The sequence below is a fragment of the Pseudomonas saudiphocaensis genome, from assembly GCF_000756775.1.
GTDB classification, from domain to species: Bacteria; Pseudomonadota; Gammaproteobacteria; order Pseudomonadales; family Pseudomonadaceae; genus Stutzerimonas; species Stutzerimonas saudiphocaensis.
The window spans coordinates 1,537,475-1,556,488 of record NZ_CCSF01000001.1 but is presented as its reverse complement, the minus strand read 5'-3'; the positions used below and the strand labels follow the sequence as shown (position 1 = coordinate 1,556,488).

Annotated in this window: 18 protein-coding genes; 10 read left to right on the top strand and 8 right to left on the bottom strand. The window is 61.2% G+C overall.

The window, feature by feature from the left end; all coding sequences use genetic code 11:
* Positions 1-16: 16 nt before the first annotated feature.
* The 7 genes from BN1079_RS07240 to ispD all read left to right on the top strand — a co-directional run bounded on the left by BN1079_RS07240 (position 17) and on the right by ispD (position 7,404).
* Entirely contained in the window at positions 17-970 is a 954-nt protein-coding gene (locus BN1079_RS07240; protein WP_037023297.1) for an acetyl-CoA carboxylase carboxyltransferase subunit alpha, read from the top strand.
* A gap of 32 nt (positions 971-1,002) precedes the next feature.
* A complete protein-coding gene (gene tilS / locus BN1079_RS07235) occupies positions 1,003-2,286 on the top strand; it encodes a tRNA lysidine(34) synthetase TilS (protein WP_037023296.1) in 1,284 nt (427 codons plus the stop codon).
* 173 nt (positions 2,287-2,459) lie between these two features.
* On the top strand, positions 2,460-4,091 hold the full coding sequence (locus BN1079_RS07230; RefSeq protein WP_037023295.1) for a CTP synthase: 1,632 nt from the start codon (positions 2,460-2,462) through the stop codon (positions 4,089-4,091).
* The gene (kdsA, locus tag BN1079_RS07225; RefSeq protein ID WP_037023294.1) at positions 4,088-4,933 is read left to right on the top strand and encodes a 3-deoxy-8-phosphooctulonate synthase; all 846 of its coding nucleotides are present in this window, start codon (positions 4,088-4,090) and stop codon (positions 4,931-4,933) included. The genes BN1079_RS07230 and kdsA overlap by 4 nt, the downstream gene beginning before the upstream one ends.
* Positions 4,934-4,967: 34 nt before the next feature.
* Positions 4,968-6,257 carry a phosphopyruvate hydratase gene (eno, locus tag BN1079_RS07220; RefSeq protein ID WP_037023293.1) on the top strand — a complete coding sequence of 430 codons (1,290 nt, stop codon included), beginning with the start codon at positions 4,968-4,970 and terminating at the stop codon, positions 6,255-6,257.
* Positions 6,258-6,418: 161 nt separating this feature from the next.
* A complete protein-coding gene (gene ftsB, locus BN1079_RS07215) occupies positions 6,419-6,697 on the top strand; it encodes a cell division protein FtsB (RefSeq protein ID WP_037026683.1) in 279 nt (92 codons plus the stop codon).
* On the top strand, positions 6,694-7,404 hold the full coding sequence (gene ispD / locus BN1079_RS07210; RefSeq protein WP_037023292.1) for a 2-C-methyl-D-erythritol 4-phosphate cytidylyltransferase: 711 nt from the start codon (positions 6,694-6,696) through the stop codon (positions 7,402-7,404). Before ftsB ends, ispD begins: the two co-directional genes overlap by 4 nt.
* A 28-nt stretch (positions 7,405-7,432) precedes the next feature.
* Here ispD and BN1079_RS07205 read toward each other — a convergent pair whose 3' ends face one another.
* Together BN1079_RS07205 and BN1079_RS07200 are read right to left on the bottom strand one after the other, a co-directional pair.
* A complete protein-coding gene (locus BN1079_RS07205; RefSeq protein WP_037023291.1) occupies positions 7,433-8,599 on the bottom strand; it encodes a baeRF3 domain-containing protein in 1,167 nt (388 codons plus the stop codon).
* A 187-nt stretch (positions 8,600-8,786) separates the two neighbouring features.
* Positions 8,787-9,680 carry a LysR family transcriptional regulator gene (locus tag BN1079_RS07200; RefSeq protein WP_037023290.1) on the bottom strand — a complete coding sequence of 298 codons (894 nt, stop codon included), beginning with the start codon at positions 9,678-9,680 and terminating at the stop codon, positions 8,787-8,789.
* A 127-nt stretch (positions 9,681-9,807) separates the two neighbouring features.
* On the opposite strand from BN1079_RS07200, the gene BN1079_RS07195 reads away from it, so the two are divergent.
* Both BN1079_RS07195 and fghA read left to right on the top strand, forming a co-directional pair.
* Positions 9,808-10,923: an S-(hydroxymethyl)glutathione dehydrogenase/class III alcohol dehydrogenase gene (locus BN1079_RS07195; RefSeq protein ID WP_037023289.1), complete on the top strand. Its 1,116-nt coding sequence runs from the start codon at positions 9,808-9,810 to the stop codon at positions 10,921-10,923.
* Between the two features lie 199 nt (positions 10,924-11,122).
* Positions 11,123-11,962, top strand: coding sequence for an S-formylglutathione hydrolase (fghA, locus tag BN1079_RS07190; RefSeq protein ID WP_037023288.1), 840 nt, complete (start codon positions 11,123-11,125; stop codon positions 11,960-11,962).
* Positions 11,963-12,110: 148 nt separating this feature from the next.
* Here the strand turns inward: fghA and BN1079_RS07185 are convergent, their stop codons facing one another.
* The 6 genes from BN1079_RS07185 to BN1079_RS07160 all read right to left on the bottom strand — a co-directional run bounded on the left by BN1079_RS07185 (position 12,111) and on the right by BN1079_RS07160 (position 18,514).
* Positions 12,111-13,445 carry an 8-oxoguanine deaminase gene (locus BN1079_RS07185; protein WP_037023287.1) on the bottom strand — a complete coding sequence of 445 codons (1,335 nt, stop codon included), beginning with the start codon at positions 13,443-13,445 and terminating at the stop codon, positions 12,111-12,113.
* Positions 13,446-13,447: 2 nt separating this feature from the next.
* Positions 13,448-14,149 carry an ABC transporter ATP-binding protein gene (locus BN1079_RS07180; RefSeq protein ID WP_037023286.1) on the bottom strand — a complete coding sequence of 234 codons (702 nt, stop codon included), beginning with the start codon at positions 14,147-14,149 and terminating at the stop codon, positions 13,448-13,450.
* A 2-nt stretch (positions 14,150-14,151) separates the two neighbouring features.
* On the bottom strand, positions 14,152-14,919 hold the full coding sequence (livG, locus tag BN1079_RS07175) for a high-affinity branched-chain amino acid ABC transporter ATP-binding protein LivG (protein ID WP_037023285.1): 768 nt from the start codon (positions 14,917-14,919) through the stop codon (positions 14,152-14,154).
* The gene (locus BN1079_RS07170) at positions 14,916-16,172 is read right to left on the bottom strand and encodes a high-affinity branched-chain amino acid ABC transporter permease LivM (RefSeq protein ID WP_037023284.1); all 1,257 of its coding nucleotides are present in this window, start codon (positions 16,170-16,172) and stop codon (positions 14,916-14,918) included. The genes livG and BN1079_RS07170 overlap by 4 nt, the downstream gene beginning before the upstream one ends.
* Complete coding sequence (gene livH / locus BN1079_RS07165; RefSeq protein ID WP_037023283.1) at positions 16,169-17,092, bottom strand: high-affinity branched-chain amino acid ABC transporter permease LivH; 924 nt, start codon at positions 17,090-17,092, stop codon at positions 16,169-16,171. The genes BN1079_RS07170 and livH overlap by 4 nt, the downstream gene beginning before the upstream one ends.
* Before the next feature lie 303 nt (positions 17,093-17,395).
* Entirely contained in the window at positions 17,396-18,514 is a 1,119-nt protein-coding gene (locus BN1079_RS07160) for a branched-chain amino acid ABC transporter substrate-binding protein (protein WP_037023282.1), read from the bottom strand.
* A 177-nt stretch (positions 18,515-18,691) separates the two neighbouring features.
* Here BN1079_RS07160 and BN1079_RS07155 point away from each other — a divergent pair, with 177 nt between their 5' ends.
* Positions 18,692-19,009, top strand: coding sequence for a DUF2288 domain-containing protein (locus BN1079_RS07155; RefSeq protein WP_037023281.1), 318 nt, complete (start codon positions 18,692-18,694; stop codon positions 19,007-19,009).
* The last annotated feature ends 5 nt before the right edge of the window (positions 19,010-19,014 follow it).

The window sequence follows — 19,014 nt, the reverse complement described above, 5'->3', positions numbered from 1 at the left end:
CGCATGACGGATGACTATGAACCCGAATTTTCTCGATTTCGAACAGCCGATCGCCGACCTGCAAGCCAAGATCGAAGAGTTGCGCTTGGTTGGTAATGACAATTCGCTGAACATTGGCGAAGAAATCACCCGCCTGCAGGACAAGAGCGAGTCGCTCACTGAGAGCATCTTCGGCAATCTGACCAGCTGGCAGATCGCTCGCCTGGCCCGCCACCCGCAGCGGCCCTACACCCTCGATTACATCAAGCATCTCTTCACCGAGTTCGAAGAGCTGCACGGCGATCGGCACTTTTCGGACGACGCTGCCATTGTTGGTGGTACCGCGCGCCTGAACGGCGAGCCGGTGATGATCATCGGCCATCAGAAGGGTCGCGAAGTGCGTGAGAAGGTGCGTCGCAACTTCGGCATGCCGCGTCCGGAAGGCTATCGCAAGGCCTGCCGCCTGATGGAGCTTGCCGAGCGCTTCAAGATGCCGATCCTGACCTTCATCGATACGCCCGGTGCCTATCCGGGAATCGACGCGGAAGAGCGCAACCAGAGCGAGGCCATCGCCTGGAACCTGCGGGTAATGTCACGGCTGAAAACGCCGATCATCGCCACCGTTATCGGTGAGGGTGGTTCCGGTGGTGCCCTGGCAATCGGTGTCTGTGATCAGCTGAACATGCTGCAGTACTCCACCTATGCCGTGATTTCGCCGGAAGGCTGTGCCTCGATTCTCTGGCGTACCGCCGAGAAGGCGCCGGAAGCTGCCGAAGCCATGGGTGTGACGGCTGAGCGCCTGAAGGATCTGGGCATTGTCGATCAGGTCATTCCGGAGCCGCTCGGTGGTGCGCATCGCAACCCGGCGGTAACCGCTGCATCCATTCGTGAGGCGTTGACCTCGCAACTGGATATGCTCAAGCGGTTCGATACCGATGCGCTGCTGGCCCGTCGTTACGAGCGTCTGATGAGTTACGGCCTTCAGCAGTAATCAGCGCAAGCGACACGCAAGGTGAGAGACAGGTGACTCTGGAATCCCGCCTTCTAGAAGCGCTTTCACAATGGCGCCAGGCTTCGGCCTGGCGCGTTGCGTTTTCAGGCGGGCTGGATTCCACAGTTCTGCTTCACGCCCTGGTAAAACTTGCCGAGCGACATCGGCTTCCGCCGATTTCCGCAATCCATATTCATCACGGTTTACAGCCTGCGGCTGATGCCTGGCCAGAGCACTGCCGGCAGTTCTGCGCGAAGCTCGGTGTGCCGTTGCAGATCATGCAGGTACAGGTCCGGCCAGGTGCAAGTCTGGAGCAGGCCGCGCGTGAGGCACGCTATGCGGCCTTCGCCTCCCGTCTGACGGACGGTGAGCTGTTGCTGACCGCGCAGCACCGCGATGATCAGGCGGAAACCCTGCTGTTTCGTCTTATGCGTGGAGCCGGTGTGCGCGGGCTTGCGGCAATGCCCGAGAGTCGAGCGCTGGGCTCGGGGCGTCTGCTGCGCCCATTGCTGATGGTGGCGCGTTCAGAGCTGGAGAACTGGGCGCTTGAGCATCAGCTGCAATGGGTCGAGGATCCCTCAAATCAATCCATCGAGCATTCGCGCAACTTCCTTCGCCATCAGGTAATGCCGGTGCTGGAACAGCGCTGGCCGCAGGCGTCGGGAAATATGGCGCGAGCCGCGGCGCACCTTGGCGAGGCGCAGTCGCTGCTTGATGAACTGGCGGAGATGGATCTCAAGGATGCGCAAGGTTCGCCGGAGTGGCCCTGGCTGCCATTGCATAGTCTCGATCTGTCCATGCTTCGTGCTTTGAGTCCGGCTCGCCAGCGCAACGCGCTGCGTCACTGGCTGAGTCCGCTAACCCGTCTGCCGGACACGGACCATTGGGCCGGCTGGCAGGCCCTGCGCGATGCTGCCGAGGCTGCGACGCCGTGCTGGCGCCTGGCGGGCGGTGAATTGCATCGCGCAGGAAACCGTTTGTGGTGGCTGTCCGGACCCTGGCTTGAGCCGGTTGCAGGCGAGTTGGCATGGCCAGATACGGCTGCTGCGTTGAGTCTGCCGGCGAACGGCAGCGTCAGCCTGGAAGGGGCGGGGCCGGGCGCATACAGGGTGGCTTACCGGAAGGGTGGCGAAGTAATGAGGTTGCCGGGTCGCGGCCGTCGTGATCTGAAGCGTCTGTTCAATGAGTCAGCCGTTCCCGGTTTTCTGCGCTCCCGATGGCCGCTTCTTTACTGTGAAGGAGAGCTGATCGCAGTGGCCAACCTGCCATATCTGAACGTGACGGCGGCGTCATTTGTCTGGACGCCTCCGGCGTGATGTGTGTTTGAGCTGATGGGGTCTTTCAAGTAGACTACGCTCCCGTCTCAATACAACTTCTGCGGTCTTCTTCGAATCCGCGGCAGTTGCGCTGTTGCCGCCTGGGGCGCAACGGCTTCTTTTGCTTTCCCCCGGCGGCGCTGACCGCTTAACGCAGACTTCTAGGGTTTTTCATGACGCGCTACATCTTCGTCACGGGCGGTGTTGTTTCTTCATTGGGGAAAGGCATCGCCTCGGCTTCATTGGCAGCCATCCTGGAGGCGCGGGGCCTGAAGGTCACGATGCTCAAGCTGGACCCTTACATCAACGTCGATCCGGGCACCATGAGCCCGTTCCAGCACGGTGAGGTGTTCGTCACCCACGACGGCGCCGAAACCGATCTCGACCTGGGCCATTACGAGCGTTTTATCCGCACGCGCATGACCCAGAACAACAACTTCACCACCGGTCGCGTCTATGAAGACGTGCTGCGCCGTGAGCGCCGTGGTGATTATCTGGGTGCGACCATTCAGGTCATTCCGCACATCACCGACGAGATCAAGCGTCGCGTCATCAAGGGTGCCGGCGATGCCGACGTGGCCCTGGTGGAAGTGGGCGGCACCGTGGGTGACATCGAGTCGCAGCCGTTCCTCGAAGCGATTCGCCAGTTGCGCGTGGAAGTGGGCGCCAAGCGCGCCATGCTGATGCACCTGACACTGGTGCCTTATATCGCCACCGCCGGCGAGACCAAGACCAAGCCGACCCAGCATTCGGTGAAGGAGCTGCGTTCCATCGGCCTGCAGCCGGATGTGCTGGTGTGCCGTTCCGAAGTGCCGATCGACCTGTCCTCGCGGCGCAAGATCGCGTTGTTCACCAACGTTGAAGAGCGCGCAGTGATCAGCCTGCCGGACGCCGACACCATCTACAAGATTCCCGGCATGCTGCATGCCCAGGGTCTGGACGACTATGTGGTCGAGCGCTTCGGCCTCGAATGCCGTGGTGCCGACCTTTCCGAGTGGGATCGCGTGGTGGATGCCAAGCTGAACCCGGAGAAAGAAGTCACCATCGCCATGGTCGGCAAGTACATGGAACTTCTGGATGCCTACAAATCTCTGATCGAGGCAATGAGCCACGCTGGCATCCAGAGCCGTACCAAAGTGAATCTCCGTTATATCGACTCCGAAGACATCGAAAACCAGGGTACCGGCCTGCTGGAAGGCATGGACGCGATTCTGGTTCCGGGTGGCTTCGGTTTGCGAGGCGTGGAAGGCAAGATCGCCACCGTTCAATACGCTCGCGAAAACAAGATCCCCTACCTTGGCATCTGCCTTGGCATGCAGGTGGCGGTAATCGAGTTCGCTCGCAATGTGCTGGGCTGGACTGATGCCAACTCCACCGAGTTCGACAAGGACAGCGAGCATCCGGTGGTCGGTCTTATCACCGAGTGGGCCGATGCCACTGGCGCCGTGGAAACCCGCAGCGACGCCTCCGATCTGGGTGGCACCATGCGTCTGGGCGCTCAGGAGTGCGGTCTGGAAGTTGGTTCCAAGGTGTACGACTGCTATCGCCAGGAGCGCATCGTCGAACGCCATCGCCATCGTTATGAAGTGAACAACAACCTGCTGCCGAAGCTGCAGGAAGCCGGCCTGAAGATCACCGGCCGTTCCAGTGATGGTGCGTTGGTGGAAGTGGTCGAGGCGCCGGATCATCCGTGGTTCGTGGCATGCCAGTTCCACCCGGAATTCACCTCCACGCCGCGCGATGGGCATCCGCTGTTCAGTGGTTTCGTTCAGGCAGCGCTGGATTACAAGGCGAGCAAGGCATGAGTCAGAAGATCATTCGCGTCGGCAATATCGAGATCGGCAACGACAAGCCGTTCGTCCTGTTCGGCGGCATGAACGTGTTGGAATCCCGCGATCTGGCGCTGCAGATCTGCGAGACCTACGTGAAGGTGACCGAAAAACTCGGTATTCCCTACGTGTTCAAGGCCAGCTTCGACAAGGCCAACCGCTCCTCCATCAACTCCTTCCGTGGCCCGGGACTGGAAGAAGGCATGCGGATTTTCGAGGACGTGAAGCAGGCCTTCGGCGTGCCGGTCATCACCGACGTGCACGAGCCCTATCAGGCGCAACCAGTGGCCGATGTCTGCGACATCATCCAGCTGCCAGCTTTCCTCTCGCGGCAAACCGATCTGGTGGTGGCCATGGCCCAGACCGGTGCGGCGATCAATATCAAGAAGGCTCAGTTCCTTGCGCCGCAGGAAATGAAGCACATCCTCACCAAGTGCGAGGAAGCAGGCAACGATCGCCTGATTCTCTGCGAGCGAGGCTCATCGTTCGGCTACAACAATCTGGTAGTCGACATGCTCGGCTTCGGCATCATGAAGCAGATGAACTACCCGGTATTCTTCGACGTGACCCATGCGTTGCAGATGCCCGGTGGTCGTGCCGACTCTGCCGGCGGTCGCCGTGCTCAGGTGACCGAACTGGCTCGCGCCGGTCTCAGCCAGGGGCTTGCCGGTTTGTTCCTCGAAGCCCATCCGGACCCGGACAACGCCAAGTGCGATGGCCCTTGTGCGCTGCGGCTAGACAAGCTCGAGCCTTTCCTTACCCAGCTCAAGCAGCTGGATGATCTGATCAAGAATTTTTCGCCAATCGAAACGGCTTGAAGCCTTGTAGCTATCTACGGAGTGTTAATAAAAAATGGCAAAGATCGTCGACATCAAAGGGCGTGAAGTTCTCGACTCCCGTGGCAACCCCACTGTGGAAGCGGACGTGATCCTCGACAACGGCATCGTCGGCAGCGCCTGTGCACCTTCCGGTGCGTCAACCGGTTCGCGCGAAGCGCTGGAACTGCGTGATGGCGACAAGAGCCGTTACATGGGCAAAGGCGTGTTGAAAGCTGTCGGCAACATCAACGGTCCCATCCGTGATCTGCTGCTGGGCAAGGACCCGGACGATCAGAAGGCTCTGGATCGCGCGATGATCGAACTGGACGGTACCGAGAACAAGGCCAAGCTGGGTGCCAACGCCATCCTCGCCGTATCCCTGGCTGCAGCCAAGGCTGCTGCGCAGGATCAGGATCTGCCGCTCTACGCGCATATCGCCAATCTCAACGGCACTCCTGGCCAGTACTCCATGCCGGTGCCGATGATGAACATCATCAATGGTGGCGAACATGCCGACAACAACGTCGACATTCAGGAGTTCATGGTTCAGCCGGTTGGCGCCAAGACCTTCTCCGATGCTCTGCGCATGGGCACCGAGATCTTCCACAACCTCAAGGCCGTACTGCAGGCCCGTGGCCTGAGCACCTCGGTGGGTGACGAAGGCGGTTTCGCACCGAACCTCGCCTCCAACGAAGATGCACTGGGCGCCATCGCCGAAGCGGTTGAGAAGGCCGGGTACAAGCTGGGCACTGACGTGACCCTGGCTCTGGACTGCGCTTCCAGCGAGTTCTACAAGGATGGCAAGTACGACCTGGCCGGTGAAGGTAAGGTGTTCGATGCGGCCGGCTTTGCTGACTACCTGGCAGGTCTGACTCAGCGTTACCCGATCATTTCCATTGAAGATGGCATGGACGAGTCCGACTGGGCTGGCTGGAAGGTGCTGACCGACAAGATCGGTGAGAAAGTCCAGCTGGTTGGCGACGATCTGTTCGTGACCAATACCAAGATCCTCAAGGAAGGCATCGAAAAGGGCATCGGTAACTCGATTCTGATCAAGTTCAACCAGATCGGCTCGCTGACCGAGACCCTGGAAGCCATCCAGATGGCCAAGGCCGCCGGCTACACGGCAGTGATCTCTCACCGTTCCGGTGAAACCGAAGATCACACCATCGCCGACCTGGCTGTTGGTACTGCCGCTGGTCAGATCAAGACCGGTTCGCTGTGCCGTTCGGATCGCGTGTCCAAGTACAACCAGCTGCTGCGCATCGAAGAGCAGCTGGGCGGGAAGGCTCCCTACAAGGGCCGCGCCGAGTTCCGCGGCTAAACTCGACGTGGTAGAAAGGGCGGCGTAAGCCGCCCTTTTTTGTGAGCCGAAGTCTGTTTCGATGTCAGCCCGGATCAATTGGCGATAGATGAGGTCGGACTATGTCGCCGCTGGCGTTTACATCATCATTGGAAACCACCCGAATTCATTTCATGCCGTCGATGCGTACTCCCTACTGGCTGTTCGTCGTTCTGATCCTGCTGCTGGGCGGCCTTCAGTATCGCCTCTGGGTGGGTGACGGCAGCATGGCTCAGGTCAGCGCTCTGAACCGGCAGATTGCCGAGCAGCAGGGGGAAAACCAGCGTCTGTTGGAGCGCAATCGCATTCTCGAAGCCGAAGTGATGGAGCTGAAGCAAGGTATGGAGACAGTCGAGGAACGCGCCCGCCAGGAGCTGGGCATGGTGAAAGAGGGCGAAACCCTCTATCAGCTCACCGAATGAGCCGGTCGCCGTCGTTCTGGGTAGTGATTCCGGCCGCCGGAGTAGGCAGTCGCATGCGCGCTGACCGACCCAAGCAATACCTGCAGCTGGGCGGGCGGACGATCCTCGAACACACGCTCGACTGTTTTCTCGGCCATCCGAACCTGCTTGGGTTGGTGGTCAGCTTGGCCGAGGATGATCCCTGGTGGCCATCCCTTGCATGCGCCAGCGATTCGCGAATTCATCGTGCTGCAGGCGGCGCCGAGCGTGCCGACTCGGTATTGAGCGGCTTACGCTTGCTCGGCAAGTTGGGGGCTGCTGCCGACGACTGGGTGCTGGTGCACGATGCGGCGCGTCCCAATCTGATCCGTGAAGATCTGGACCGGCTGTTGGCCGAGTTGGCGAACGACCCGGTGGGTGGCCTGCTCGCCGTACCGGTGCGCGATACGCTCAAGCGTGTAGGGCCTGATGGTCGAGTACGGGAGACCGTCGACCGTAGTGTGATCTGGCAGGCCTATACACCGCAGATGTTTCGCTTCGGTGCGCTTGAAGAGGCGCTTGCCGGTGCGCTGGCCAGGAAGGTGGCGATCACCGATGAAGCTTCAGCGCTTGAGTGGGCCGGGCAGTCGCCGCGCCTGGTCGAAGGCCGAGCGGATAATCTGAAGATCACCCGCCCGGAAGATCTGCAATGGCTGGCGCAGCGCTGGTCGAATAGGCCTGAAGCCTGACTCGCCGATTGCTGCCGGCCAGCTGCCCTCAATACCGGTAGATCGCTGCCGCACCACTCTGCGTAGGCATTCGCTCCGTCGGTACCACGATTACCTCGCCCCCTTGCTCGAGCGTCCAGATGGTCAGTTCGTCCAGCAGGTCGGGGGTTGTCGCTGCGTCGTCCGCAGCAGGTGTCGCCTTGCCCTCGGCCTTGTCGACATAGCCGGGTATCTGCCGCTCGGCTTCCACCAGCAGGGTTGCCACGCGGCCCTCTGTGGCGGCCTGGCCGATGTCCTCCAGTTGATCCGAGGCCAGCCCCTTGCCGTGAGAAGTGCCGAACTGATTGAGCAGGCCTTCCAGGCGCTTGAGGTAGCGCGGCTGCATCACCAGCCAGCTGTCTTCGCGTAATTCATTGAGGGTCAGCGCGCCCTGGCCGACTTCTATGCCCTCGGGCAGAAGGCATTCGTTGTGGCTGATGCGGCGGAAGTGCGACTGATGTTCCGGCAGCGCTGCCAGGATCAGCGGCAGGCCGCTGGGACGTGAGTGGTATTCGAGAATGGTCCGGTCAACTTCACGAAAAAAACGATCCCGGTCACGTTCAATTTCCGCCTGCTTGCCGGCCCCGCCGGCTTCGTTCTGCATCGGATCGCCTCGTTCACTGGCACGGCTGAAGCCTTGCGCAAAGCCACTCTGGCTCTTCTCGGTCAGTTCGGAGCCCAGTGCCTCGGCAAGGGTGCGGGGTACGTTTTCATGAAGCGTGATTTCGTCCAGCGCGTCGCGGTTGCCGCCTAGCAGCCGCACCGAATCCCGTGACAGGCAGAGGATCTGATAGCGGTCTGCAGACTGTGCGATGCGCACCAGAGGTTTGACATGCATGCGGTCGTTGGCCACCGCAAACTCCGGCACTCGACGCTGCAGTCGGAAGAACTGGAAGTAACCGGCGCAACCGAAGACGGCCAGCCCGTCAAGGTTATGGTTCCAGAACTCGGCATTATTGAGCAGTTCCTGAAAGGGTCGGAGTAGGGCTTCGGCGTGCTCAGCCCAGCCTTGTTGCTTGAGCGACTCTTCCAGCTGGCGAACCAGGTGCCTGAAGCGGATAGGGTCCTGCTGACGTTCAGGGAAGCTGCGGTGAGTAGGCTGATAAAGAGACAGGCACGGGGCCTCACGTTGGCTCAGCAGCTGATTCAGGGTCTTACTATCGAGCGGTCTGTTCATGCGCGTCCTCGTTCGTCCGGGTGGGTGGGGTCCTCGCGGGATATGCGATCGGTGCTCGGAAGCGGCTTCGATCAAAGAGGGGTAAAGGACTGGTTACTGATTACGACGTGGTTGCAGGTGGGGGGTTCCAGTCCTGGCCGGTAGTCGGACGCACGGGCAGTAAGACATTGTTTCAACGCGGCCTGGCTTAGGTGCGCAGGTATTCCGGGCGCCGAGCCAGCCCGTCCTTCAGCGCCTGGATCAGCAGGCGCACCTTGGGCAGCGGATAGCGTCGCTGCGGATAAACGGCCCAGACAGCGGTGTTGGGTGGTCGATTGGTTTCCAGCAGTGACACCAGCTCGCCACGACGCAGGGGCTCCTGGACGTAATAATCCGGCAGCTGGCAGAGGCCGAAGCCGCGCAGTGCCGCATCCAGCACAGCCTGGCCGCTATTGCAGCGCCAGTTGCCGCTGGGCTTGAACGGCTGCTCGCGGCCATCGTCCTGCAGCATCCAGGTATCGCTGGTGCCCACCAGGCAATTGTGCCGTGCCAGTTCGGAAAGCGTATGCGGCCGTCCATAGCGTTCGAGGTAGGTCGGTGCGGCACACAGATACATGGCACGCGGAGCGATGCGTGTCGCCACCATACGTGAGTCGCTGAGCCGGCCCAGGCGAATGGCCAGGTCATAGCCTTCCTGCACCAGATCCAGGGTTCGGTTGGACAGCTCGATCTCCACACGCAGCTGCGGATGCTGCGCCATGAACTCGTTTACCAGCGGCACTATAAAGCGCTCGCCGTACGCCACCGCAGCGGTCATGCGCAACAGTCCGGTGGGCGCGCTATGCAAGTCGCCGATGACATTGAAGGCCTCGTCACGCTCCTCGATCAGGCGCTGGCAGCGGGCAAGAAAGGTGTGGCCGGCTTCGGTCAGCGATACGCGGCGGGTGGTGCGATAGAGCAGGCGGGCCTGCAACCGCTCCTCCAGACGTGCCACCTGGCGGCTGACATGGGAGGAGGAAACCCGCAGATGTTCGGCTGCGCGCATAAAGCTGCCGCATTCGGCGACGGCAACGAACTCATCCAGTCCTTCCCAGCGACTCATTGTGTGGATCTCCTAGGCGAAGTGGCTGATTATCCCTGTGTAGCAATAATGTTTCCATGTTTGGCTTATTAACCCAGCAGCCAGATGAACCTACACTTCGTGTCATTCACCCAAGGAGGAGTTTTTCATGAGCATCAAATCACGCGCCGCTGTCGCCTTTGGCCCCAACCAGCCTCTGAAGATTGTTGAAGTCGACGTCGAGCCGCCTAAGGCAGGCGAGGTACTGGTGCGCATCGTTGCCACCGGCGTTTGCCATACCGATGCCTACACTCTGTCCGGTGAGGACTCCGAGGGTGTATTCCCCTGCATCCTCGGCCATGAGGGCGGCGGTATCGTCGAGGCCGTCGGTGAGGGCGTGACCTCGGTGGCAGTGGGCGATCATGTAATCCCGCTGTACACCGCCGAGTGCCGCGAGTGCAAATTCTGTAAGTCCGGCAAGACCAACCTGTGCAGCTCGGTGCGCGCCACCCAGGGCAGGGGCCTGATGCCGGACGGCACCACTCGCTTCAGCTATCAGGGCCAGCCGATCTACCACTACATGGGCTGCTCCACCTTCTCCGAGTACACGGTGCTGCCGGAAGTCTCGGTCGCCAAGATTCCCAAGGAAGCGCCGCTGGACAAGGTCTGCCTGCTGGGTTGCGGCGTGACCACTGGCATCGGGGCGGTGCTCAACACCGCCAAGGTTGAAGCAGGCGCCACCGTCGCCATTTTCGGCCTTGGCGGCATCGGTCTGGCGGCGATCATCGGCGCGAAGATGGCCGGTGCCAGCCGCATCATCGCCATCGACATCAACCCGTCCAAGTTCCCCATCGCCGAAGAGCTGGGCGCCACCGACTTCGTCAATCCCAAGGATCACGACAAGCCGATCCAGGATGTCATCATCGAAATGACCGATGGCGGCGTGGATTATTCCTTTGAATGCGTCGGTAACGTGCAGCTGATGCGCGCCGCCCTGGAGTGTGCCCACAAGGGCTGGGGCGAGTCGGTGATTATCGGCGTCGCCGGGGCAGGCCAGGAAATCAGCACCCGTCCGTTCCAGCTGGTCACCGGGCGCGTTTGGCGCGGCAGTGCCTTCGGCGGCGTCAAGGGGCGCACCGAGCTGCCTAGCTACGTAGAGAAGTCCCAGAGCGGCGAGATTCCGCTGGATACCTTCATTACCCACAACATGGGTCTGGAGGAGATCAACAAGGCCTTTGACCTGATGCACGAAGGCAAGAGCATTCGTACCGTCATTAACTTTTAAGGCCGCGGTTGCAGATATTTGAGCTGTGAGGGCGCGCCTCCCATAAGCAGTGTAATGCTTGTGGGGGCGCCGCCCTCGGCGCGAATTTTTGACCTCAAGTATCTCGGCAACAAATGCCCGGAACGGCTGGGACCTGCACGAGCGTTAGCTTCTGCGTGCAGTTTCAGCCTTTAGTGTTTTCGGCTTTACGGAGTTTTTTATGGAAAACATTTCCTGCAACAAGAGCTTCGGCGGCTGGCACAAGCGTTATCGCCACCGCTCCAGCAGCCTGAATTGCGACATGGTGTTCGCCGTATACCTGCCTCCGCAGGCGGAGCAGGGCGAGAAGCTGCCGGTGCTCTACTGGCTGTCGGGGCTGACCTGCACCGACGAGAACTTCATGCAGAAGGCCGCCGCACAGCAGCTGGCAGCGGAGCTCGGGCTGATCATCGTCGCGCCGGACACCAGCCCGCGCGGGGCCGATGTGCCGGACGATCCGGATGGCGCCTGGGATTTCGGCCTCGGTGCCGGCTTCTATCTCAACGCCACTCAAGAGCCGTGGGCGCAGCATTACCGCATGTACGACTACGTGGTCCATGAGCTGCCTGCGCTGATCGAGGCGAATTTCCCCGTCTCTGACAAGCGCGGTATCAGTGGGCATTCCATGGGCGGTCACGGTGCGCTGGTGTGCGCATTGAAGAATCCGGGGCGTTATCAGTCGGTTTCGGCTTTTTCGCCCATCACCAATCCCGTCAACTGCCCCTGGGGCGAGAAGGCTTTTACCCGCTATCTGGGTGAAGACCGCTCGCGTTGGCGCGAATGGGATGCCTGTGCCCTGCTGGCTGAAGCTAAAGAGAAATTGCCGATCCTGGTCGATCAGGGCGATCGCGATGACTTCATGGAAAACCAGCTCAAGCCCGAGGCGCTGGAAGCGGCGGCCAAGGCTGCGGGGCATCCGCTGACGTTGCGTATCCAGCCGGGTTACGACCACAGCTACTACTTCGTCGCCAGCTTTATCGACGACCACCTGTGGCATCACGCCAAGGCCCTGAGGGGCTGAGTCCTGGCTCCGGTAGGGGGGATGTCGCGAAGCACATCCACGCGTTCGGTTGGTCTGACACAGGCGCGTGGAAGATGCTTCGCAGTCTTCCACCCTACGATCTGCTCACTTGGCCTGCAGGTAGAAAGAGCTACGGGTTAGCTCACGCTTAACCACCAGCCAGCTGTAAGGCGGCCTGGCGGTGATCGGCCTTTAGCCGCTCCAGATCGAACCCTTCGATTTGACCGTCGATGACCCGCCAGCGTCCTCCGATCATTACCCTATCGGCCCTGTCGGCACCGCACAGCAGCAATGCGGCCAATGGGTCATGGCTACCGGAAAAACGCAGCTCGTCGAGCTTGAACAGTGCCAGGTCGGCCTGCTTGCCGGGCGCGATCTGGCCGATGTCGCTGCGCCCGAGCAGCCGTGCCGAGCCGCGAGTGGCCCAGCCGAGTACCTTGTGTGGGGTGATCTGCTCGGCACCGTAGCGCAGGCGCTGCAGCAGGAGCGCCTGGCGCGCTTCAAGCAGCATGTTGCAGGTGTCGTTGGAGGCTGCGCCATCGACGCCCAGGCCAATGGTCGCGCCTTCCTGTTCCAGCTGTAGGGCACGGCAGATGCCCGAGCCCAGGCGCATATTGGAACTGGGGCAATGGCAGATGCCAACGCCGGCCCTGCCCAGACTGGCAATTTCTATCTGGTTGAAATGGATGCCGTGGGCCAGCCAGGTCTGCGGACCCAGCCAGCCAACGCTTTTCAGGTAATCAATGCTTCGCATGCCGAAACGGCGGATGCTTGCCTGCTGTTCGTCAGGCGTTTCGCCCAGGTGCGTGTGCAGGCGTAAATCGTGCTTTCTGGCCAACTCGGAACTGTCACGCATTAGCTCGCGGGTTACCGAAAAGGGCGAGGAAGGTGCCAGAGCAATCCGGATCTGCGCGCCATCACTGCGCTCGTGATATTGCTCGGCCAGCCGCTGGCTGTCGGCCAGGATCGCCTCGGCGCTCTGTACACAGACACTGTTGTGCGCTGCAGCGAGATTGATCGAGCCGCGGCACAGGGTGGCGCGCATGCCCAGTTCGCGCACGGCGTCGATCTGGATATCGATGGCCTGCTCCAGGCCGGCGGGGAACAGGTAGTGATGGTCGGCGCTGGTGGTGCAGCCTGAAAGCAGCAGCTCGGCCAGAGCCAGGCGGCTGGCCAGCATCAGATGCTCTGGCGTCAGCCGGGACCAGAGCGGATACAGCGTCGGCAGCCAGTCGAGCACCGACATGTTGACTGCCGGTCCCCAGGCGCGGGTCAGCGTCTGGTGAAAATGCTGGTGCGTATTGACCAACCCCGGCAGCACCACATGCTCGCGGGCGTCGAAGGTTTCATCTACCGGGCTGGCCGGGGTGGCACCGGCGGCCAGCAGCTCGACAATCAGGTTGTCCTCGATCACCAGACCGCCAAGTGCCTGGTGATCATTGGCCGTGAACAGCGCCAGCGGATCCCTGATCCAGAGCCGCATGGCTAGCCACCCAGATAGGCGTCGCGAACCTTGGGGTTGCTCAGCAACTCTTCGCCACTGCCTTGCATCACGATATGGCCGTTCTCCAACACATAGCCGCGATCGGCAAGCTTCAGCGCCTGGTTGGCATTCTGCTCGACAAGGAAGATGGTCACGCCGTCCTCGCGCAGCTGTTCGATGATCTCGAAGATCTGCTGAATGATGATGGGCGCCAAGCCCAGCGAAGGCTCATCGAGCAGTAGCAGTCGAGGGTTGCTCATCAGCGCCCGGGCGATGGCCAGCATCTGCTGTTCGCCACCGGACATGGTGCCGCCGCGCTGCTGATAGCGCTCCTTGAGGCGCGGGAACAGCAGGAGCACCTTGTCCAGCTGTTCCTGGAAATCCGCCTTGCTGGTGAAGAAGCCACCCATGGCGAGGTTTTCCTCCACCGTCAGGCGGGAAAAGATGCGCCGGCCTTCAGGCACCACGGCGATATCCTTGCGCATGATGTCGCAGGTCTGCAGACCTACCAGCTCTTCGCCCTCGAAGCGGATGCTGCCTTCGGACGCTCTGGGCGAGCCGCACAGCGTCATCAGCAGGGTGGACTTTCCAGCGCCGTTGGCACCGATCAGGGTGACGATCTCGCCCTTGCGGATTTCAACGTTGACGCTGTGCAGCGCCTGGATCTTGCCGTAACAGGTGGAGACGTTCTCGAAATACAACATGCTTACGCCTCTCCCAGATAGGCTTTGATCACGTCCGGATTGTCGCGTACCTGCTCAGGTGTGCCATCGGCCAGCGGGCAGCCCTGATTGATCACGACGATATGGTCGGAAATGCTCATGACCAGTTTCATGTCGTGCTCGATCAGCAGCACCGTGACGTTGTGCGAGTCGCGCAGCAGGCTGATCAGCGCCTTCAGATCTTCGGTTTCCTTCGGGTTCAGGCCGGCAGCTGGCTCGTCGAGCATGAGGATGCGCGGGCGCGTCATCATGCAACGGGCAATCTCCAGGCGGCGCTGCTGGCCATAGGCAAGGGTGCCGGCCGGACGGTTGGCGACCTCGGTGAGGTTGACCTGCTCCAGCCAATGGGCAGCAAAGTCCATTGCCTCGCGCTCGCTTTTCCTAAAAGCGCTGGTTTTCAGCAGCCCGGACAGCAGGCCGGTATTCAAGTGCCGGTGCTGGGCCACCAGGAGGTTTTCCACCACGGTCATGTCCTTGAACAGCCGCACGTTCTGAAAGGTTCTGACCACACCCTTACGCGCGATCTTGTGCCCTGGAAGCCCCTGGATCGGTTCGCCGTCCAGCAGGATCTCCCCGGAGGTCGGCTGGTAGAAGCCGGTCAGGCAGTTGAAGACCGTAGTCTTGCCGGCCCCGTTGGGGCCGATCATCGAGACCACCTGCTTTTCCTGCACGCTCAGGCCCACTCCGTTTACCGCCAGCAGGCCGCCGAAGCGCATGGTCAGACCGCGTACTTCGAGAATCGGGCGACTCATTGCTTCAGCTCCATATGTGGGCGCTGCATGGGCAGCAGGCCCTGCGGACGCCAGATCATCATCAGCACCATCATGGCGCCGAACATCAACATGCGGTACTCACTGAATTCGCGCATCAGCTCGGGGAGCAGGATCATCACGATAGCCGCGAGGATTACCCCCAGCTGTGAACCCATGCCGCCCAGTACGACGATGGCGAGGATGATCGCCGACTCGATGAAGGTGAAGGACTCCGGCGACACCAGCCCCTGGCGCGCGGCGAAGAAGCTGCCGGCAAAACCGGCGAATGTCGCGCCGATCGTGAAGGCCGAGAGCTTGATCACCGTCGGGTTCATGCCCAGCGCGCGGCAGGCGATTTCGTCCTCGCGCAGGGCTTCCCAGGCTCGGCCGATGGGCATGCGCAGCAGGCGGTTGATCACGAACAGCGTCAACAGCACCAGCAGCAGGGCGATCAGATAGAGAAAGATCACCTTGTTGATGGAGTTGTAGGCGATGCCGAAGAACTCGTGGAAGGTCTGCATGCCCTCGGCGGCGCGGCGGTCGAAGGAAAGACCGAACAGCGTCGGTTTGTCGATGCCGCTGATGCCGTTGGGTCCGCCGGTGATCTCCGTCATGTTGCGTAGCAGCAGGCGGATGATTTCACCGAAGCCCAGGGTGACGATGGCCAGGTAGTCGCCGCGCAGGCGCAGCACCGGAAAGCCCAGCAGGAAGCCGAACAATGCTGCCATGGCACCGGCGATGGGCAGCGCGGTCCAGAAGCCGAAACCGTAATAGTGGGAGAGCAGCGCATAGGTATAGGCCCCCACGGCGTAGAAGCCGACGTAGCCCAGATCCAGCAGGCCAGCCAGGCCGACGACGATGTTCAGGCCCAGGCCCAGCATTACGTAGATCAGGATCAGCGTGGCAATGTCCACCGCGCCGCGCGAGGCATAGAACGGCCAGACCAGCGCCACCAGCACCAGTGCAATGATGATGTAGCGCTGGGTCGAGGGCAGGTTCAGGAAGTTGCCGGCGCCGGCAGGCACGGTGGGCAGGCTTGGGCTGGCCGCCCAGCCGGCGGCCAGGCGCGTGCGAAACAGTTGCCAGACGAACATGGCCACGGCGCAGGCGGCGATGACCCAGAAAGTCGAGGCGTCGGCGCCATGCACCTGGATGTTGATGCCTACCGTGGTGAGCTTCAGGCCAAATACCGGAACCGCCACTGCGATGACCAGCAGGGCGCTGAAGAAGGCTGTGCGCAGATTGCGAGTCATACCTTTTCCACCTCCGGGCGCCCGAGGATGCCGGTGGGGCGGAACAGCAACACCAGGATCAGCAGGGTAAAGGCCACCACGTCCTTGTACTGGTCGCCGAAGATATCGGCGCCGAAGGCTTCGGCCACGCCCAGTACCAGGCCGCCGAGCATGGCGCCTGGAATGCTGCCGATGCCGCCCAGTACCGCGGCGGTAAAGGCCTTGATGCCGGCAAGGAAGCCGATGTGCGGGTTGATGACCCCGTATTGCATGCTGATCAGCACTGCTGCAATCGCCGCCAGCGCCGCGCCGATGACGAAGGTCAGGGAGATGATGCTATTGGTGTTGATGCCCAGCAGGTTGGCCATTTTCAGATCTTCGGCGCAGGCGCGACAGGCGCGGCCCAGGCGCGAGCGGGAGATGAACAGCGTCAGGCCCATCATCGCGACGATAGTGACGACGAAGATCAGCACCTGCATATAGGAAATCACCACGCCGTTCATGACGCTTTCGCCGATCACGAAGTTGCCGGGCATTGGGTTGGGGATGGCCTTGTCCTTGGAATCCTGGGCCAGCAGCACCAGGTTCTGCAGGAAGATCGACATGCCGATGGCTGAGATCAGCGGGATCAGTCGATTGCTGCCGCGTAACGGTCGATAGGCGACCCGTTCGATGCTGTAACCATAGGCGCTGGTGACGATCATGGTGGCGATGAAGGCGCCGATCATCAGCAAAGGCAGGGCGTCGAGCCCCAGCATCGATAGACCGATCAGGGCGATGAAGGTCACGTAGGAACCGATCATGTACACCTCGCCGTGGGCGAAGTTGATCATGCCGATGATCCCGTAAACCATCGTATAGCCGATGGCGATCAGGGCGTAGGTACTGCCAACGGTCAGGCCGTTGATCAGCTGTTGAAAGTAATGATAAAGCTCAGGCATCACATCTCTCCTGAACACCCGCATCCAAAGCCATGCCGCTGAAAACCCCGGGTCCGATCAGGTTTCCAACATCATGTTTGCCTAACAGGGCAGGCCTGCTTCGAACACGCAGCATGGAGATGCGGCGCCAAGGGCTTGGTGCGGATCACGCACACGCCAGGTTCGAGGCGGGCCAGCTGTGCAGGCCACTCGCTTGGTTGAAGGTGTCGCTGGGGTGCCCGATGGCTTGTGGCCGGGGCCGCCCGATCAGCTGAAACGAAGCCCACGGCAATTACCGTGGGCTTCGCTCGGGTGGTTATCGACTTACTTGGCTTCGGACTTGGTACCGTCCTGGTGCCATTCGTAAACCACGAAGTTGAAGTCTTTCAGGTCACCCTTTTCATCGAAGGTCAGCTGACCGGTTGGGGTGTCGAAGGTATTGCTGCGCAGGGCCTCGGCCACCTTGTCGGTGTCGGTGCTGCCAGCTTTTTCGATACCTTCGGCGATGACCTGCACGGCCGCGTAGGAGGGGAATACGAAAGGACCGCTCGGATCCTGCTTCTTGGCCTTGAACGCCTCGACCAGCTCCTGGTTGCGTGGGTCCTGGTCGAAGGATTTCGGCAGGGTCACCAGCATGCCTTCCGAAGATGGCCCGGCGATGGCGGAGATTTCCGAGTTGCCGACGCCCTCGGGCCCCATGAAGCGCACGTTCAGGCCTTTTTCGCGCGACTGGCGCAGCAGCAGGCCCATCTCCGGGTGATAGCCGCCGTAGTAGACGAAGTCGACGCCTTCACGACGGAGCTTGGCAATCAGCGAGGAGAAGTCCTTGTCACCGGCGTTGATGCCCTCGAACAGGCCAACCTTGACGTTCTTGCTTTCCAGTACCTGCTTGACCGAAGTGGCGATGCCTTCGCCGTACTGCTGCTTGTCGTGGATGACCGCTACGTTGCTGGGCTTGATGTGGTCGGCGATGAAGTTCCCGGCGGTCGGGCCCTGCAGGCTGTCCAGGCCGATGGTGCGGAAGATCAGTTCGTAGCCGCGCGCGGTGATGTCCGGACTGGTGGACGCGGCGGTAATCATCAGGATGCCTTCGTCCTCGTAGATATCGGATGCCGGCTGGGTGGAGCTGGAGCACAGATGCCCAACCACGAAGTTGACGCCGTCATTGACGATCTTGTTGGCCACCGCGACCGCCTGCTTGGGGTCGCAGGCATCGTCGTAGACCACGCCCTGCAGTTGCTGGCCGTTGACGCCGCCCTTCTTGTTGATCTGCTCGATGGCCATCTGGGCGCCCATGAACTGCATATCCCCGTATTGGGCTACCGCTCCGGTGACCGGCCCGGCAAGCGCGATCTTGATGGTATCGGCGGCCAGGCTGTAACTCGCTGCGCCACTCAGGGCGATGGCCAGGAACAATTTGCAAAGAGGCTGCTTGGTCTTCATATGTGCTCCACTTTCATAATTATTGTTTGGAACCTGTGACTTGCGGCTTCAGCCGCACGGCAACTGTACCGGCACAGTGTAGAAGCGTCGCTACCTGTTTGCACAGTAGGCGAAGCCGCCCTTGATGGCGATTTTCCGGACGCTATCATGATGTTGCCCCCTTATTGAGCGAGTTCCATGAGCGACGAATCAAGCACTCTCTATGCCAAACTGCTGTCTGAAACCGCCTCCATTACCTGGGAAGAGCTGGAGCCCTTCTTCGCCCGTGGTGCCTTGTTGTGGGTTGCCGGGGATGCCGATCTGATTGCCGCGGCGCAGGCGGTGGCCGAAGACGACCGTGCGACGGTCGAGTCATGGCTTGGCGAAGGTCGCATGGCCCGGCTCGAAGCTGAGCAGGCGCAGGACTGGCTGGAGCGTGCCCCATCGCTCTGGGCCGTAGTAGTGGCACCTTGGGTGCTGGTGCAGGAGCGGGCAGCGAAGCCCAGCCTGCACTGATTCGG

Bases quoted from the DNA above. Each gene is read 5' to 3' on its own strand.
- BN1079_RS07230 (WP_037023295.1), top strand. From the start codon at position 2,460: ATGACGCGCTACATCTTCGTCACGGGCGGTGTTGTTTCTTCATTGGGG.
- BN1079_RS07185 (WP_037023287.1), bottom strand. From the start codon at position 13,445: ATGCGGCTCTGGATCAGGGATCCGCTGGCGCTGTTCACGGCCAATGAT.
- BN1079_RS07160 (WP_037023282.1), bottom strand. From the start codon at position 18,514: ATGAAGACCAAGCAGCCTCTTTGCAAATTGTTCCTGGCCATCGCCCTG.
- BN1079_RS07180 (WP_037023286.1), bottom strand. From the start codon at position 14,149: ATGTTGTATTTCGAGAACGTCTCCACCTGTTACGGCAAGATCCAGGCG.
- eno (WP_037023293.1), top strand. From the start codon at position 4,968: ATGGCAAAGATCGTCGACATCAAAGGGCGTGAAGTTCTCGACTCCCGT.
- BN1079_RS07200 (WP_037023290.1), bottom strand. From the start codon at position 9,680: ATGAGTCGCTGGGAAGGACTGGATGAGTTCGTTGCCGTCGCCGAATGC.
- ispD (WP_037023292.1), top strand. From the start codon at position 6,694: ATGAGCCGGTCGCCGTCGTTCTGGGTAGTGATTCCGGCCGCCGGAGTA.
- kdsA (WP_037023294.1), top strand. From the start codon at position 4,088: ATGAGTCAGAAGATCATTCGCGTCGGCAATATCGAGATCGGCAACGAC.
- BN1079_RS07240 (WP_037023297.1), top strand. From the start codon at position 17: ATGAACCCGAATTTTCTCGATTTCGAACAGCCGATCGCCGACCTGCAA.
- livH (WP_037023283.1), bottom strand. From the start codon at position 17,092: ATGCCTGAGCTTTATCATTACTTTCAACAGCTGATCAACGGCCTGACC.
- livG (WP_037023285.1), bottom strand. From the start codon at position 14,919: ATGAGTCGCCCGATTCTCGAAGTACGCGGTCTGACCATGCGCTTCGGC.
- BN1079_RS07195 (WP_037023289.1), top strand. From the start codon at position 9,808: ATGAGCATCAAATCACGCGCCGCTGTCGCCTTTGGCCCCAACCAGCCT.
- fghA (WP_037023288.1), top strand. From the start codon at position 11,123: ATGGAAAACATTTCCTGCAACAAGAGCTTCGGCGGCTGGCACAAGCGT.
- BN1079_RS07170 (WP_037023284.1), bottom strand. From the start codon at position 16,172: ATGACTCGCAATCTGCGCACAGCCTTCTTCAGCGCCCTGCTGGTCATC.
- BN1079_RS07205 (WP_037023291.1), bottom strand. From the start codon at position 8,599: ATGAACAGACCGCTCGATAGTAAGACCCTGAATCAGCTGCTGAGCCAA.
- ftsB (WP_037026683.1), top strand. From the start codon at position 6,419: ATGCGTACTCCCTACTGGCTGTTCGTCGTTCTGATCCTGCTGCTGGGC.
- BN1079_RS07155 (WP_037023281.1), top strand. From the start codon at position 18,692: ATGAGCGACGAATCAAGCACTCTCTATGCCAAACTGCTGTCTGAAACC.